The sequence below is a fragment of the Kribbella sp. NPDC049174 genome (genome assembly GCF_043197365.1).
Lineage (GTDB): Bacteria > Actinomycetota > Actinomycetes > Propionibacteriales > Kribbellaceae > Kribbella.
Genome location: NZ_JBICSZ010000005.1, coordinates 1 through 13929 on the forward strand (window position 1 = coordinate 1; position 13929 = coordinate 13929).

A 13929-nucleotide genomic window follows, 5' to 3' on the forward strand; every position below is an offset into this window, starting at 1 on the left:
TGATGCCGCCGGTGGAGTTCGAGCAAGCCCACTACGCTGCTCTCAACCGAGAGCAGCAACCCGTATAAGAGCGGCAGAGAACCTGGGGTGGTTCAGAAGTGTGTCGACCTTGATGCCGGTCGCGTTCAGGTCTGGCAATTGAAGCGCGCAAGATTGAGGCATGGCTGCGGCGACGTTGTTGAGTGTACGAAGAGTCGTCATCGCGAAGCATGCCGGCCCGTGTGACAAACATGCGAGGTATTGCCACGCGCGGGGCCGGTGGCGAGTGGGTCTTTCGGAGGCCAAAAGGGCAAGAAGGTGCGTTGGGTTCCCATTCCTGCTCCGTTGATCGAGCAGTTTCGCGCTCACCGCGTTACTCAAGCCACTGAGCGCCTGGCGGCCGGCGCCTCGTGGGAGGACTGGGACCTTGTATTCGCGGATCAGCGAGGCAGGCCGATCAACCCCCGGCGTGATTGGGCCGAGTTCAAAGTCATGCTTTCGCTCAGTGGCGTGCGCGACGCGAGGCCTCACGATGCCCGCCACACCGCCGCGACGTTGCTCCTGGAGCAGGGAGTCGACATCAGCGTGGTTCAGGAGATTCTCGGGCATGCCTCTCTTGCTGTGACAAAGCGCTACGCGCACGTACGGGACAAGCTGACTCGGGACGCGGCCGAGCCGCATGGGGAGGGCGTTGTGGTCGTGATGGCGGTTGCAACTAGCTGTGCAACTATAGCGGCGAAGATTAAGTCGCGACTTATGTCACAGTTCGTGATACCTGCAGGTCAGAGCAGAGTGTGCCCGGGACGGGATTCGAACCCGTATGCCTTTCGGCCGCGAGGTTTAAGTTCGACCAACCGGTGTCCGCTGGGGTCCATCAGTGTCCATCCCACACTGGCCGGCCATCAGCACGAACGGTCCGAACCACCTCGTACGGGGTTGAACTGCAACCGCAAGTGCAACCATCGACTGCTACATGGAGCCAGGCCGCTCCGGAGCCGTCCCTGAGGGTGACCTCACTGGACCCGTTGGCCAGTCTGGGAGAGTCACCAGTTCATCCATGCATGAATCCTGGTCCAAGTGTCGTCGTTCCGCTGGTATATGCGATATCGAAGTCGATCAATGGAGTTACAAACTCCACCATTCGTTCCTCATATAGATCAACTAGTACATGCAAGGTCCAGTGTGATTTTTGCGGAAGCAAAGCTGGACTCCAGGAGATCTCACTACTTTCGTCGCCACTTACTGCTTTTGGGCTGACGCCTGAACTCATCCAACGTGCTGCAACGACACGTCCCGGAACTCGCGCAGTTATAGGTTTTCCGTTGTCGAATTGGCTCGACGCGAGATCACGTGGCCCGATATTTCTGATAACTATCGTAAACAATGACGGATTGCGGAGGGCCTGGTCACCTACGCGGACCTCTATATCAGACTTGAAGGCGCCTGACATCAAGAGTAGCGAGGTCGTATTTAGTTCAATTTGTACGCGACCGCGGCGCGTGCCCCAACGCCGCGTGGCCCATATCGTGGGAACCCCACCAGCCACCGCCACAGCTAAGCCGATTGCGGCTGCCTGCAAGTCATCCATGAAGGAACCTTCCCAGGGTTCATCCTCCTGGCCTAGCCCATCTTGACGGTTACGTGTCAAGGAGACGGGCAGTCCTGTCGCATCGCCCCGATAGCTGCCGACCTTAGGTCCGGTTCGGTGCGGGTCCAGGGTCGAGCTTGCTCGATCGCGGAGCGACGCCGGAGGCGCCCTTGACGCGGGGCCGGGCCGGACCGTCCCTTCCATGATTGCTAGCGGGGCGATGCGGTAGCTCACGGTCAGACGGGAGTCTGCGCCAACCGCGGGCGACGGTAGCCGGCCGTTTCGGCGAGCACCATATCGGCAGGGTGTCGATCGTTGATGGCGAGTTCTGCTGTCTTCGACCCGGCACCCTGTTGGCACGTGCGCGCCAAGCCAAGGGCCGCGCCTGGAGCGCAGCGAAGCGAAGCGGAGGGCAGGCGGCCCGCCCCTCCGGTGGCGGCGCGCATTCGGCCCTGGAGGGGCCGTCTTGAAGACGTAGAGAAACTTGTCAGCGGACGCGACCCAGCCTATGGCGACGGCCTAGGCCGCCTTGCTGTTGTTGAGTGCGGTTATGAGTAAGTGCCAGGGCAAGGCCATTTCGGACCGCTCGTGCAGGGATGAACATCGTTGTAGAACACCCCGTCAGTTCCTTCGATCCACCCTTGCTTGAGCAAGTTGTTTCGTACGCCTTCCTCAAAGTCGTAGCAGCCCCAGTCCTCACCATCGGGGAGAAGGTCCCGGGCGCAGTACGCCACATTCGGATAGGTGGTGCGCACGATGCGAACGGCGTACTTCCCCTGTGGGCTGCTGTCTATGCTGTTTTGGGTTTCGACCGGTGTCGAGGTCTCGTCACAGCATGGGGTTGGCGAAGTGACAGTCGAAGGAGGAGGAGAAGGAGAAGTAGTGGGGCCCGGACCATTGTCGTAATTGCAGCTTGCTAACAGGATGCAGACAGCGGCGCTGGCAAAGAAGCGCGGGAGATGGTTTGACATGAGATTTCCTACTTGACGGAGAATCCGAGCAGTCGAGGACGCAAGTCACTCTGAGACCGCTCGACCGTGTGGCTGCGGCCATGTCAGGACTCTCGTCCTGAAGTGTCATCGTGCTAGGAGCTCCCTGCACCCTATGATGGCGTTTCGCGCAAGATAGTTCCCCTCTGCGCCAAGTTTCTTGTTAACAACCGGGCAGTCTTGTCAGCCAGTTGCTCTCGCACGACGGTTGTATGTTCTTTGCATTCTCAATGCCTCACCTGTCATCTTTCTGCCTATGTGCGTCGATTTGGCGACTGTCGCTTCAGGCATGCCGCTGCGTGGGGGAGGAGTGTGCTAGACCAGTGATCGTGGAGCTGCTACATCGGGGCAAGGTTCGGGATGTGTACAGCGATCGCCCGGGTGAGGTGATCCTGGTCGCGACTGATCGGGTTGTCGGCCTGTGACGTGCTGCCGACAGTCGATCACTGACAGGGAAAGTTACTGACGGGTCTGGCGGAGTGCATCGCCCGCGACTACTTGGCGGGTCTTGGACGGGATGGGCCCCAACCGTTGGGCTATTTTAGGATCAACGTAGATGCGACGCCCATTGCAAAGAAGACGCCTCCCAGGACGAGATCGCGAATTAGACCGCGGCGACTCTCGGACTTCAACTCGGCCCGCAGCTGCTCTGTCACCGCGACTACTTGGGGATCTTCGAGGCGCGCGAGCTGCTGAGTAACTGCGGCACGGTTTTCCAGCTCCGCAAGCATGGCGTTGCCTTCTTCTATCTCTCGCTTAATCATACTGATCGTAGCCATGGATTTGTTTAATGCAGAGGTGAGCTCTGCTATGCGACGTTGCCGACTATCGGGGTGCAACCTCAAATCGCGCTCTTCGAACCAGAAGACCAAAGTCGCAAAACCACCGCCGAACAGAACAATGCCAACGAAAATCAGGACGGTCCAGTACCACGGATCGTCCCTATTAGGCTCTGTATAGGCGGTGGCCACGAAGAGCGCGGCAATTCCGAGAATCATGGCTGACAGCGGGAACCGCCAGGAACGAATCATCCACCGCGAGGCCCGTTTTATCTTATTCATGGGAGTGCTACCGCTCTGGAATCGGCAGACGGTACGACAGCACGTACCGCTCGGAGGAAACGACGATGTCCGCTGTCTCAACAGGACGGTCGCGTTCGTAGTACGTGCGTTCGATGACGAGCACTGGCACCCCGGAGGGCACTACCAAGGTTTCGGCTTCGTAGGGGCGGGCCGCTCGACCCGTAACGTCCTCGCCGACGTGGGTGATGTGCACTCCGATGCTGTCCATCCTGGGGATTACGCCTGTGATCGAGCCACCCTCTGGGTTCTCGATGGGCGTGCCGCCAGTCAGCGCGAGAGGCTCGAAAGACGTGGAGAGCATCACAGGCTCGCCGTCAGCCGTGAAGCGATAGCTGGTGCGCATCACAGGATCGCCTTGCTCGATCTGAAGCCGATCAGCGATCGCCTTAGACGCAGTCGTGCGGCGACTCTGATAGTCCCATTCCGGAACCTGCCCGCCGGCCGATGCCGCAGCGGCGAAGGGTGACGATGTCGGGCGCTCAGAATAGAGGCTGCCCAACACTCGACGCTTCGGGGGTTGGAGTGCTCGGACGAACGAACCACGCCCTTGCTGCTTGACGATGAGGCCTTCGGATCGCAACACATCTAAGGCCTGTCGGACGACGATTCGAGAGACGCCGTAGTCAGCCATCAAACCTGGCTCGCTCGGCAGTTGGTCTCCAGCTTGGAGCGTTCCTTCGAGGATCTGGCTGCGGATGTCGTCTGCGATCTGCAAGTAGGCAGGACGACCTGTAAAGCCGCTCATAGCCGCAACTCCCCTCTCCTACTCGTTAGGACAAGTCTCCCATCACGCCGCTGTCCGCAGTGGTGTGGGGGTCTGCGTGTCGAGATGCGGGCACGTTGACAGCTTGTACTACTCATTATAAAGTGTTGCTCAGAGTAGAGGTGGGCACCACAGGAGGTGCTTGCCCTGGACGCCTAGGAGGGCGATTCCTCATGAAGCTGAACATCGACACCACGGGCAAGACGTTCACGGTCACCAAGGCGGTGGAGGAGAAGAAGGACCAGAACGGCCGGCAGAAGGCTGACCGGAACACCAACGAGCTGCTCTGGTCGGTTCAGGTGATGGCGCTCGACGAGACGGGCGGCGAGGTGATCAACGTGACTCTGGCGGGCAATGCCATGCCGAAGGTCAACGTTGGCGCTGTCGTCGTGCCGGTCGAGCTGGAGGCCATGCCGTGGGCCACCAATGGGCGGAACGGTGTCGCGTACCGGGCCAAGACCCTCGGTCCGGCTGGTAACGCGAAGGCCTGATCTCCACTCGTCCCGTGATTCGTGCACTGCTCAGCTAGGGGGTAGTCATGTCGCAACCGATGGATGATCGAACCGTCACCGCGAATCAGGCACGGGCCGAGTACGTGGCCAAGTGCAACGAAATCGTCGAGATCGAACTGGTGCTGGTCTACTTCGACCAGAGCATCGCCAGCAGCCTGAACCGGGCTGAACCTGTCGTTGCGATCAGCAACGATGCCACCGCCGTCTACGCCTCGGAGGCGTTCTGGCAACTGATCGACCTGTACCGCGAGGCGTCGAACCGCCGCCTCGATCTGTACGCCGCCCGCGACTACGCGTACGCGGTCTGGAAGTCGGCTTCGAGTGAAGCCACCGCGGCTGACACCTACGTGTCAACGCAGTCGAACATTCGCTAGAAACCAAGAACGGCCCTCGAAAGGGCCGCTCCCTGGAAACGAGACACGGAGCCGGGTCACTGGCCTGAGAAACCGTCCTGGCTTCGTGTCTTTCCTGACGCAAACCCCCTGAGAGGGAGGTCTTGTCATGCCCAAATCTACCCGCAATCGGTCGGCTGGTCGAGTACGCCGTGGACGCGGCGCCACCAGCACCGTCGAGACCATCATCCGGCCCAGCCAGTCCCTGCCAGTCATCATCGCCCTGTCCATCTGGCGCTGGCGCTGGGAACTCGCCTGCATCACCGCTCTGGTGATCGTCTTCCACCACCTCACCAGCCCGAGCGGGCTGGAATTCGAGCCGGTCCCGGCTCTGCTGCTCATGGTCGCACCCGTTCCCGTGGTACTCGCTATCCGGCCGGTACGCCGGTTCCTACGCAACCGCGTGTGGTGCGTGATCACCCGGCACCGGATCCGTGCCTGCCTGACCGAGATGCGGACCCTGAACTACTCGGGGAACCTGCCGTTCATCATCGGCTGCTTCTCCACCAAGACCGGAGAAGCCGTGTGGCTGTGGATGCGTCCCGGCCTGTCCGCCGAAGACCTGGAAAACAAGGCCGAAACCATCGCGTCCGCGTGCTGGGCACGCAAAGCACAGATCGGCCGCACCGACCGCAACGCCGCCCTAATCCGGGTCGACATCGACCGCCGCGACCCCCTGGCGAAAACCCACATCACCTCGCCACTGCTCGACGACACCAGCGGCATGCCCGAAGCAGCCGTCGACGACGACGCTCTCCTGGCCTTCATCACCCCGGAGAACGCCCCCAGCGACCCCACCACCCAACCGCCGGCCAAAACCGACGCCAGCGAAGGCCGCACCACCAAGACATCGAAAACCAAGACCACCGCCGCCGTGCACGACAACACGACCGTGATCTTGGGCGCCAACGGAGAAGACGTGTCCGACTATGTCTAGCTTCACACCGAAACAGGTGTTCCCCCGGCGCAAACCGGGGGACACCCCTGCCCCCCGCGGGGCACTGTCGATCTACGACCCGATCTACCTGGGTCTCGATACACGCGGCCAACCCGTCCACGTGACGCTTATGTACCGCAACATCCTGCTCGGAGGCGAACCCGGCTCCGGCAAATCCGTGGCCCTGGGCAACATCGTCTCCCACGCCGCACTGTCCACCGACGTGGATCTCGTGCTGATCGACGGCAAACTCGTCGAACTCCTCCCGTACGCCCCAGTGGCGAAAGAGTTCGTCGCCAACGACATGCACAAGGCACTCCGTGTACTGCGGAGCCTGCAAGCCGAGATGGACCGGCGCTACCTGCACCTGGCCCAAACCGGCCGGAAGAAGGTCACCAACAAAGACGGGTTCCGCGCCACGCTCCTGGCCATCGACGAACTCGCCTTCTTCACCGTCACCGTCGGCACCAAAGAACAGCAAGACGAATTCAAGACCCTCGTCCGCGACCTCGTCGCCCGCGGCCGCGCCGCAGGCATCATCGTCGTCGCCGCAACCCAGCGACCATCGGCAGACATCGTGCCGACCTCACTGCGCGACCTGTTCTCCTACCGGCTCGCATTCCGCTGCACGACAGAGTCCAGCTCCGACATCATCCTCGGCACCGGCTGGGCCAAAGAAGGCTACTCCGCCAAGGACATCTCACCCGACACCATCGGCATCGGGCTCCTCCTGGCCGAAGGCGGCATCCCCCGCCGCATCAAAACAGCCTTCCTCACCGACCTCCACGTCACCAAGCTCGTACGCCGAGCCGTCCACCTCCGGAGGGCCGCATGATCACCATCACCCTCGTGCCCGCCGACACCTTGACCAGTGTCCGCGGCACCGGATGGCTCCACGACTGCGGAGCCTTCGTCTACTCACCCACCCAACCAGACCGCTGCGGCGTGTGCTGGTCCGCACTGCGCAACGGCCAAGCCCGCAACGGTTCCTGGCAACTCGCCTGCGTCACAAAGGAGGCGTCATGACCTACTACGACGCGTCCGGCGGCGAACGCGAAGACCGCATCATCGTCGGCTACGAATTCACCGACCACTCAGTGGCCGGCATCAACCTCGCCTGCAACGGCGAAACCCCGCGAGTCGTGATCGACCTCGGCAACGCACCGATCGAAATCGAGCTCGTCACGGATTCCGTCACCGCGATCAGTCACCTGATCGACGCGCTCTACGAAGCCCGCGCACTGCTCGAAGACCACCAGGTCCAGCACGCCACAGAAACCGACACCTGGACCCAAGAGCAGGTCTACATCCCCAACGACTGGACGGAGGACCAGCCATGACCGAACGACGCAAGGATCCGTCCATCGTCTACGACGCCTGGAAATCGCTCCTTGATGAGTCGGGAGGGTTCATCGAAAACGACGGGCGACTGCCCAACGAGACGCTGGTCTGGACTCCCTACGGCGAAGAGGACTTGCGCAACGCTCCAGCCTCCTACTGCCAGTCCGGATGGGCCTGGTACCAGGGCCGAATCCTCGGCCAGTCAGACACCAACACCTGGCTGGTATTCCTGAACCACGAAGGCCTGCCATTCCTGTGCCAACGTCACGCCTCCGACCTACGCCAGGTCATCCCGGGCAATGGGAGCAACTCATGACCACCGACACCATGACTGCCCCGATCGCGGCCAAGCCTGCGACGACGACCAAGCTCACCGGCCTGACCAACCACAACACCACCGCACTGTCCGGCATCACCGGCTGGACCGTGTCCAAGACCACCGCCGTCTACAACGGCGCACCCACCGCCGCGCTCGACTCGGTCCAGAACCACATGGACCTCGTCCGCGCCACCCAAGGCGGCAGAGCCACCGGCTACCTCTCACTCATTGCCGTCCGCAACAAACTCAAGGAACTCACCACCGGCGGCAGTCATCCGGCTGTCACCGTCACCATCAAGCGGGCCAAGAAGACACCTGCTACCACGACGACCCGGACCGGGTCGCCCATGGCCCGGATGACACGTAAGCGTCAAACCGAGTACACCACCGCGGAACTCGTCCTGGCTCTCGAAACCTCCTGGGCAGCGATCCGCGCCAACCACACAGAAGTCCCCGCCGTAGTCATCATCGTCGGCTCCGGCACCGCCACGAAACACGCCAAGTACGGGCACTTCGCCGCTAGCCGGTGGCAACACGGCGAACAGCGCCTGGCCGAAGTCCTCATCTCCGGCGAAGGACTCAAACGACCCGTCGAAGAAGTCTTCACCACCCTGCTCCACGAAGCAGCACACGCCCTGGCCAACGTGCGTGAGATCAAGGACACCAGCCGTCAAGGCCGGTGGCACAACCAGAAGTTCGCCGAGCTCGCCTCCGAGCTCGGCCTCGACGCCACCAAAGATCCCCGCATCGGCTGGTCGCCCTGCACGCTTCGCAAGGAGACCGCGACCACCTACAAGAGCGCCATCACCGAGCTGAAGAAGGCGCTCATCGCCTACCGGCACCCCGAAATGACCGGGGGCGAGGCCAAGAAGACCAATAACAACGCGGTGGCCTGCGCATGCCAATGCCCGCGCCGTATCCGCGTCGCCAAAGCAGTCCTCGAACTCGGGGAGATCACCTGCGGCGTCTGCGACTCCACCTTCGAACCCGACGAATAGCAACCGGTTCGACGCTGGCTCCCGTCCCCGGCGAGAAATCACCGGGGTCGAGGGCGAACACCGAACACCCAACCACCGAAGGGACACCAGCCATGACCAACACCGACACCGCTGTCGACATCAACGCCTACGCCGACATCACCGCCCACCGCGAAGTTGCCGACAGCACGTTCCTGTGCGACTGGGTCGCCGCCGAACACCTCGACGGCCACGACTGGTGCCCCACCGTCCTCGAACCCGGCGACGAATACGCCCTCGTCGTCCAGATCAACCCCGCCACCAACCCCGACCCCTACCGCATCGTCGGCCGCTACTGCATCGGCTGCGGCTACCACCTCTTCGGCACCCCTGAACTCGAACCCGCCCCGATCACCCCCTTCTGACACGTAACCGTCAACTACAAAACGTCCCGTCAACGCCACCCGACCCGCTGAAAGCAGTTGGCCGGCCAGGAAGATCTCCCGCCCCACGCGCCACCCCCGCAGAGCCACGAGAGGAGAACCGCACATGACGATCACAGACACCCACACCGACGCCGTGAGCGGCCTCCAAGACCCGCTCATCGTGATCCAGACCCAACGCCCTACCCTCGACTCTGGCAAGCGCTACAACGCCGCCTCAGGGCTCGAAGAGGCCATCTCACGCGCTGCCTCCACCGCCGACTACAACGGCTGGCTCGACCACACCGCCTCCGCAGGCGGCTGCGTCCGCCCCATTCAACTCCGGGGCGAATCCCACATCGTGTCCGAGCGCACCGGGCGAATCATCTCCACCCGGCACACCGACGACATGCCAGACGGCGTCATCTACAAAGCCTGCGGGAACCGCCGCGCCGCCGTCTGCCCGTCCTGTGCGGAGGTCTACCGGGGCGACACCTACCAACTCGTCCTGGCCGGTCTCCAAGGCGGCAAAGGCATCCCCGCCACCGTCACTCAGCATCCGTGCGCCTTCGTCACCTTCACCGCCCCATCCTTCGGGCCGGTCCACTCCGCCCGCAAACACCGAGGCAAGGACGGGCAACTCCGCAACCAGACCTGCCGACCCCGCCGCAAACCCGATCTTTGCCCGCACGGCGTCGACCTGCGCTGCCACCAAACACACCACGACGGCGAGAAGATCCTCGGCACACCCCTGTGTCTGGACTGCTACGACCACGACCACCAAGTCGTCTGGAACGCCCTGTCCGGCGAACTGTGGCGACGCACCATGGAACGCGCCAAAGACACCCTCCGCGCCTGGGCCAAAGCACACGGCGTCTCGGTCAAACTGTCCTACGGCAAGGTCGCCGAAATGCAGGCCAGGGGAGTCGCGCACTTCCACGCCCTCATGCGCCTCGATGGCGTCGATCCCCTCGAGCCCCACCACGTCGCCGTCCCGCACCTCACCGCCGACTTCGCCCTGCTCGCCGCCGCGATCCGCCGCGCCGTCGCAACCACCCGATTCCGCTCCCTTCCCCACCCCGACCAGCCCAACGGCTGGCTCATCGAGTGGGGTCAGCAACTCGACCTACGCCCCGTCCGGCAAACCCTCGACGGCGTCATCACCGAAACCGCCGTCGCCGGATACCTCGCCAAGTACGCCACCAAGGCAGCAGAGGCCACCGGGCACTCATCCGCACGCCTCACCAACGCGACTGTCCGCCGCTACGCCACCCAGCACACGCATGCCGGCCGATTGGTCGACGCCTGCTGGCGACTCGGACGACCCGGCTCCGACCTCGACCCCGCCGAAGCGGCCAAGAACTCCGGACGCCTGTCCTACCGGCGATTGCAGCGCTGGGCACACATGCTCGGCTTCGGCGGCCACTTCTCCACCAAGAGCCGTCAATACTCCACCACCCTCAAAGCCCTCCGCGAAGCACGGGCGAACTGGCGACGCGAACGCCACCGCACCGCCGAACACACCGGCGACACCGAAACCACCCTCATCGTCGGCAACTTCACCTACGCCAACACCGGCTGGCGAACCATCGGCGACGCACTACTCGCCAACACCGCCGCCGCCAAAGCACGCGAACACCGACGCCTCATCAAGGAAATCCTTGCTGAGAGCAACAACGGATGACACGTAAGCGTCAACGAAAGGAGGTTCAGACATGACCGAGATTCAGATCTTCATGACCGTCGAGGAGGCCGCCGCTGCGCTTCGCATCGGTAGGACTCGAATGTTCGACCTGATCGCCAAGGGTGAGGTCAGCTCAGTGCTGATCGGGCGCTCGCGCCGCGTGTCAGTGGATGCGCTGCGCAAGTACGCCGAGAAGCTCGAATCAACCGCGGCATAGGGGAGAGGTGAATTCAAATGGCGCGCAACGCTAACGGCCGGTCCTCGATCTACGAGGACGGCAACGGAGTCTGGCATGGCTGGGTCACCGTCGGGGTCAGGGCGAACGGTAAGCCGGACCGGCGTCATCGGCGCGGTAAGACGAAGACAGAGGTGACCGACAAGGTCAAGGAGCTTGAGCGGCAGCGTGCTGAAGGGGTGGTGTCCGTTGCCGGGAAGGTTCCAACTGTCGCGGAGTGGATTCGAACATGGCTGTCGGACATCGCTCCTCGAACCGCCAGCGAGTCCACGATCGAGTCCGTCTACCGGCCACGATTGGAGAACTGGGTCATTCCACGAATCGGCCGGCATCGCCTTGACCGGCTGAAGCCGGACCACCTCGACGCGCTGTACATCGAGATTGCTGATGCGGGCTTGGCGAGCAAGTCTGTTCTCATGGTCCACCAGCAGATCAGCCGGTGCCTCAAGATGGCAGTTCGCCGGAAGATCATTGGCGTGAACGTCGCTACGTTGATCGATGCGCCGAAGCACCGTGATGTTGAGATCGAGGCTTTCGCGCAGGAAGAGGCGAAGGCGATCCTTCGGCAATCTGCCGGGATGCGGAACGGCGCACGCTGGTCGGTCGCGTTCGCATTGGGGTATCGGCAGTCTGAGGCACTCGGTATGCGCTGGAAGTACCTCGATCTGGAAAAGCGGCGTATTCAGGTGTGGCAACTGAAGCGCAAGCGTTTCTCGCACGGCTGCGCTGATCCACGAGAGTGCGTGAAGACGCGGCACACGAAGAGTTGCAAGGCTGGATGTGTCAAGCATGCTCGGTACTGCCCGGAGCGGCAGGGCGGTGAATGGCAGTTCCGGCCGCCGAAGGGCGGCAAGACCAGATGGAGCGCACTGCCGGAGCAGTTGATCCCACAGTTGCGGGCTCAGAAGGCGGCGCAGTCGGCGGAACGTCTCGCGGCCGGTGATCAGTGGGAAGACTGGGACTTGGTCTTTGCCGGACCGACCGGGCGGCCGATCAATCCCCGTCGTGACTGGGCCGAGTTCAAGACCATGCTCCAGGCGGCCGGCCTCCGGGATGCTCGCCCTCATGACGCACGCCATACGGCGGCGACGTTGCTGCTGGAGCAGGGGGTCGATATCCGAGTCGTGCAGGAGATCCTCGGGCACTCGACGTTGGCGGTAACCAAGCGCTACACGCACGTCACGAGCAAGCTCGCCGACGACGCGGCGGCCAAGATCGGAAAGGCCCTGTGGGCGTGATCACCAGGGCTATTGCAACCGCTAGTGCAACCATCACGCGCCTACCGAAGCTGTGGCTTACATACCTGTTGCAGCATCTACGCAGGTCAGAGCGGGATGTGCCCGGGACGGGATTCGAACCCGTATGCCTTTCGGCCGCGAGGTTTAAGCTCGCTGCGTCTGCCGTTCCGCCACCCGGGCTGTGCGGCAAGCACTGACCTTACAAGCTGGATGACCCCTATGGGGGTTCCGAGGGCAGGGCGGGCTTTTGACGTCCGCAGCACACGCCGACCACGCCGCAGTCGACTGAGCGAGCAGGGCGAGCGCACCGCGAGCGACGCGAGCAAATCCAGCGAGCGGCGCGAGCGCGGAAGGGCGGGTGGGGCTGCCGGCGTAGCACGTGACGGAGGAGCGCGCGGAGCAGGCTGCGAGGGCTGACTACTTGTAGACCTTGCGGGGATAGATGGCGTGGGCGCCGGCGACTCGGTCGAGGAAGAGTTTGCCGTTGCAGTGGTCGATCTCGTGCTGGAGGGCGCGGGCTTCGAAGGCGTCGGTGGTGATGGTGACCTGGTCCGTCGTACCGGGGAGGATGCCGGTGACCGTCAGGCGGGTGGCGCGTTTGACGTCGCCGGTGAAGTCCGGGACGGACATGCAGCCTTCGCGGCCCTTCTCCTGCCGGCTCGCCTCGACCACGACCGCGTTGCACAGAACGAAGATCCCGTGGCAGGTGCGCGTCTTCGGGTGCTCGGTCACGTCGAGCGAGAACATCTGCGCCGCCACTCCGACCTGGGGCGCCGCCAGCCCGACACAACCTGGTGATACCCGCATGGTGGCGACCAGGTCGGCAGCCAATTGGATCATCGTCGGGTCGAGCGGATCCACGGTCGCGCCCTCGGTCGCCAGGACGGGGTGCGGCGCGCGGAGTACCTCCAGTACCTCGCCTTGGACGCCCAAGTCAGCAGGGGACCAGCCGGTAATCACGGTCACAGCTCGTCGCTCTCCGCCGGGCGCAGGGTGACACCGACGCCGAGTTCCTCGGCGGTGATCTCCAGGGCGCGGTTGAGCATGTCGAGCTCGGCGGTCAGCGGCAGCTCGACCTCCGCGGTCAGCACGTACAGCTCCCCGCTGAGCCGGGTGGTCAGGTCGGTGATCGTCCCGCCCGCCGTGGCGATCATCCGGGTCACCGCGGCCACGATCCCCGGGCGGTCGGCGCCGTGCACGCTCAGGATGTACGACGGCCCGATCGGCGCGTGCTCGTGTTCGGGGCCGACCTTGCGGACCGTGATCACCAGCTCCCCGCGCAGCGGCTCGACCGCGGTCTTGACCTCCTCGAACGGTCCGGAGCAGACGATCATCATCGCGAAGTGGCCGCGCAGCAGCGTCATGGTGGAGTCCTCGAGGTTGACTCCGGTGCCGGCCAGGGCCTCGGTGACGTCCGCGATGATGCCCGGGCGGTCCGGACCGATGACGGTGACTGCGAGCTGACTCATGCCCGGAAACCTACCGTCCGACC

At 63.3% G+C, this 13929-nt stretch carries 18 protein-coding genes and 1 tRNA gene; 13 read left to right on the forward strand and 6 right to left on the reverse strand.

Going from position 1 to position 13929, the window contains the following annotated elements; genetic code table 11:
- The first annotated feature begins 297 nt into the window (after window positions 1-297).
- Window positions 298-984: a tyrosine-type recombinase/integrase gene (locus tag ACGFIF_RS24915; protein ID WP_393157669.1), complete on the forward strand. Its 687-nt coding sequence runs from the start codon at window positions 298-300 to the stop codon at window positions 982-984.
- A 46-nt stretch (window positions 985-1030) separates the two neighbouring features.
- Here ACGFIF_RS24915 and ACGFIF_RS24920 read toward each other — a convergent pair whose 3' ends face one another.
- The 3 genes from ACGFIF_RS24920 to ACGFIF_RS24930 all read right to left on the reverse strand — a co-directional run bounded on the left by ACGFIF_RS24920 (window position 1031) and on the right by ACGFIF_RS24930 (window position 4383).
- The gene (locus ACGFIF_RS24920; RefSeq protein ID WP_393157670.1) at window positions 1031-1567 is read right to left on the reverse strand and encodes a hypothetical protein; all 537 of its coding nucleotides are present in this window, start codon (window positions 1565-1567) and stop codon (window positions 1031-1033) included.
- Window positions 1568-3092: 1525 nt separating this feature from the next.
- Window positions 3093-3554 carry a hypothetical protein gene (locus tag ACGFIF_RS24925; protein ID WP_393157671.1) on the reverse strand — a complete coding sequence of 154 codons (462 nt, stop codon included), beginning with the start codon at window positions 3552-3554 and terminating at the stop codon, window positions 3093-3095.
- 70 nt (window positions 3555-3624) lie between these two features.
- On the reverse strand, window positions 3625-4383 hold the full coding sequence (locus tag ACGFIF_RS24930) for a GntR family transcriptional regulator (protein WP_393157672.1): 759 nt from the start codon (window positions 4381-4383) through the stop codon (window positions 3625-3627).
- Between the two features lie 191 nt (window positions 4384-4574).
- Between ACGFIF_RS24930 and ACGFIF_RS24935 the strand changes: the two genes are divergently transcribed.
- The 12 genes from ACGFIF_RS24935 to ACGFIF_RS24990 all read left to right on the forward strand — a co-directional run bounded on the left by ACGFIF_RS24935 (window position 4575) and on the right by ACGFIF_RS24990 (window position 12437).
- Window positions 4575-4892, forward strand: coding sequence for a hypothetical protein (locus ACGFIF_RS24935; protein WP_393157673.1), 318 nt, complete (start codon window positions 4575-4577; stop codon window positions 4890-4892).
- A 59-nt stretch (window positions 4893-4951) separates the two neighbouring features.
- Window positions 4952-5287 (forward strand): hypothetical protein, encoded by a 336-nt coding sequence (locus ACGFIF_RS24940; protein ID WP_393157675.1) that lies wholly within the window; start codon window positions 4952-4954, stop codon window positions 5285-5287.
- A gap of 289 nt (window positions 5288-5576) precedes the next feature.
- Window positions 5577-6242, forward strand: coding sequence for a hypothetical protein (locus tag ACGFIF_RS24945; RefSeq protein WP_393157676.1), 666 nt, complete (start codon window positions 5577-5579; stop codon window positions 6240-6242).
- Window positions 6235-7077 (forward strand): FtsK/SpoIIIE domain-containing protein, encoded by an 843-nt coding sequence (locus ACGFIF_RS24950; RefSeq protein WP_393157678.1) that lies wholly within the window; start codon window positions 6235-6237, stop codon window positions 7075-7077. The genes ACGFIF_RS24945 and ACGFIF_RS24950 overlap by 8 nt, the downstream gene beginning before the upstream one ends.
- On the forward strand, window positions 7074-7268 hold the full coding sequence (locus ACGFIF_RS24955; protein ID WP_393157680.1) for a hypothetical protein: 195 nt from the start codon (window positions 7074-7076) through the stop codon (window positions 7266-7268). The genes ACGFIF_RS24950 and ACGFIF_RS24955 overlap by 4 nt, the downstream gene beginning before the upstream one ends.
- Window positions 7265-7582, forward strand: coding sequence for a hypothetical protein (locus tag ACGFIF_RS24960; RefSeq protein WP_393157681.1), 318 nt, complete (start codon window positions 7265-7267; stop codon window positions 7580-7582). The genes ACGFIF_RS24955 and ACGFIF_RS24960 overlap by 4 nt, the downstream gene beginning before the upstream one ends.
- On the forward strand, window positions 7579-7899 hold the full coding sequence (locus ACGFIF_RS24965; RefSeq protein ID WP_393157682.1) for a hypothetical protein: 321 nt from the start codon (window positions 7579-7581) through the stop codon (window positions 7897-7899). The genes ACGFIF_RS24960 and ACGFIF_RS24965 overlap by 4 nt, the downstream gene beginning before the upstream one ends.
- Window positions 7896-8900 carry a hypothetical protein gene (locus ACGFIF_RS24970; RefSeq protein WP_393157683.1) on the forward strand — a complete coding sequence of 335 codons (1005 nt, stop codon included), beginning with the start codon at window positions 7896-7898 and terminating at the stop codon, window positions 8898-8900. Before ACGFIF_RS24965 ends, ACGFIF_RS24970 begins: the two co-directional genes overlap by 4 nt.
- Window positions 8901-8992: 92 nt before the next feature.
- The gene (locus ACGFIF_RS24975; RefSeq protein ID WP_393157684.1) at window positions 8993-9283 is read left to right on the forward strand and encodes a hypothetical protein; all 291 of its coding nucleotides are present in this window, start codon (window positions 8993-8995) and stop codon (window positions 9281-9283) included.
- A gap of 124 nt (window positions 9284-9407) precedes the next feature.
- A complete protein-coding gene (locus ACGFIF_RS24980; RefSeq protein ID WP_393157685.1) occupies window positions 9408-10964 on the forward strand; it encodes a replication initiator in 1557 nt (518 codons plus the stop codon).
- A gap of 31 nt (window positions 10965-10995) precedes the next feature.
- On the forward strand, window positions 10996-11181 hold the full coding sequence (locus ACGFIF_RS24985) for a helix-turn-helix domain-containing protein (RefSeq protein WP_393157686.1): 186 nt from the start codon (window positions 10996-10998) through the stop codon (window positions 11179-11181).
- A 17-nt stretch (window positions 11182-11198) separates the two neighbouring features.
- Window positions 11199-12437 carry a tyrosine-type recombinase/integrase gene (locus tag ACGFIF_RS24990; protein WP_393157688.1) on the forward strand — a complete coding sequence of 413 codons (1239 nt, stop codon included), beginning with the start codon at window positions 11199-11201 and terminating at the stop codon, window positions 12435-12437.
- Between the two features lie 99 nt (window positions 12438-12536).
- Here the strand turns inward: ACGFIF_RS24990 and ACGFIF_RS24995 are convergent.
- The 3 genes from ACGFIF_RS24995 to ACGFIF_RS25005 form a co-directional block, all read right to left on the reverse strand.
- Window positions 12537-12617, reverse strand: a tRNA-Leu gene (locus tag ACGFIF_RS24995).
- Window positions 12618-12854: 237 nt separating this feature from the next.
- Entirely contained in the window at window positions 12855-13403 is a 549-nt protein-coding gene (locus ACGFIF_RS25000; RefSeq protein ID WP_393157689.1) for a peptide deformylase, read from the reverse strand.
- Window positions 13400-13906, reverse strand: a complete 507-nt coding sequence (locus ACGFIF_RS25005) for a glycine cleavage system protein R (RefSeq protein WP_393157691.1) — start codon at window positions 13904-13906, stop codon at window positions 13400-13402. Before ACGFIF_RS25005 ends, ACGFIF_RS25000 begins: the two co-directional genes overlap by 4 nt.
- Window positions 13907-13929 lie beyond the last annotated feature (23 nt).

Bases quoted from the DNA above. Each gene is read 5' to 3' on its own strand.
- ACGFIF_RS24920 (WP_393157670.1), bottom strand. From the start codon at position 1,567: ATGGATGACTTGCAGGCAGCCGCAATCGGCTTAGCTGTGGCGGTGGCT.
- ACGFIF_RS24925 (WP_393157671.1), bottom strand. From the start codon at position 3,554: ATGATTCTCGGAATTGCCGCGCTCTTCGTGGCCACCGCCTATACAGAG.
- ACGFIF_RS24930 (WP_393157672.1), bottom strand. From the start codon at position 4,383: ATGAGCGGCTTTACAGGTCGTCCTGCCTACTTGCAGATCGCAGACGAC.
- ACGFIF_RS24935 (WP_393157673.1), top strand. From the start codon at position 4,575: ATGAAGCTGAACATCGACACCACGGGCAAGACGTTCACGGTCACCAAG.
- ACGFIF_RS24940 (WP_393157675.1), top strand. From the start codon at position 4,952: ATGGATGATCGAACCGTCACCGCGAATCAGGCACGGGCCGAGTACGTG.
- ACGFIF_RS24950 (WP_393157678.1), top strand. From the start codon at position 6,235: ATGTCTAGCTTCACACCGAAACAGGTGTTCCCCCGGCGCAAACCGGGG.
- ACGFIF_RS24955 (WP_393157680.1), top strand. From the start codon at position 7,074: ATGATCACCATCACCCTCGTGCCCGCCGACACCTTGACCAGTGTCCGC.
- ACGFIF_RS24960 (WP_393157681.1), top strand. From the start codon at position 7,265: ATGACCTACTACGACGCGTCCGGCGGCGAACGCGAAGACCGCATCATC.
- ACGFIF_RS24965 (WP_393157682.1), top strand. From the start codon at position 7,579: ATGACCGAACGACGCAAGGATCCGTCCATCGTCTACGACGCCTGGAAA.
- ACGFIF_RS24970 (WP_393157683.1), top strand. From the start codon at position 7,896: ATGACCACCGACACCATGACTGCCCCGATCGCGGCCAAGCCTGCGACG.
- ACGFIF_RS24975 (WP_393157684.1), top strand. From the start codon at position 8,993: ATGACCAACACCGACACCGCTGTCGACATCAACGCCTACGCCGACATC.
- ACGFIF_RS24980 (WP_393157685.1), top strand. From the start codon at position 9,408: ATGACGATCACAGACACCCACACCGACGCCGTGAGCGGCCTCCAAGAC.
- ACGFIF_RS24985 (WP_393157686.1), top strand. From the start codon at position 10,996: ATGACCGAGATTCAGATCTTCATGACCGTCGAGGAGGCCGCCGCTGCG.
- ACGFIF_RS24990 (WP_393157688.1), top strand. From the start codon at position 11,199: ATGGCGCGCAACGCTAACGGCCGGTCCTCGATCTACGAGGACGGCAAC.
- ACGFIF_RS25005 (WP_393157691.1), bottom strand. From the start codon at position 13,906: ATGAGTCAGCTCGCAGTCACCGTCATCGGTCCGGACCGCCCGGGCATC.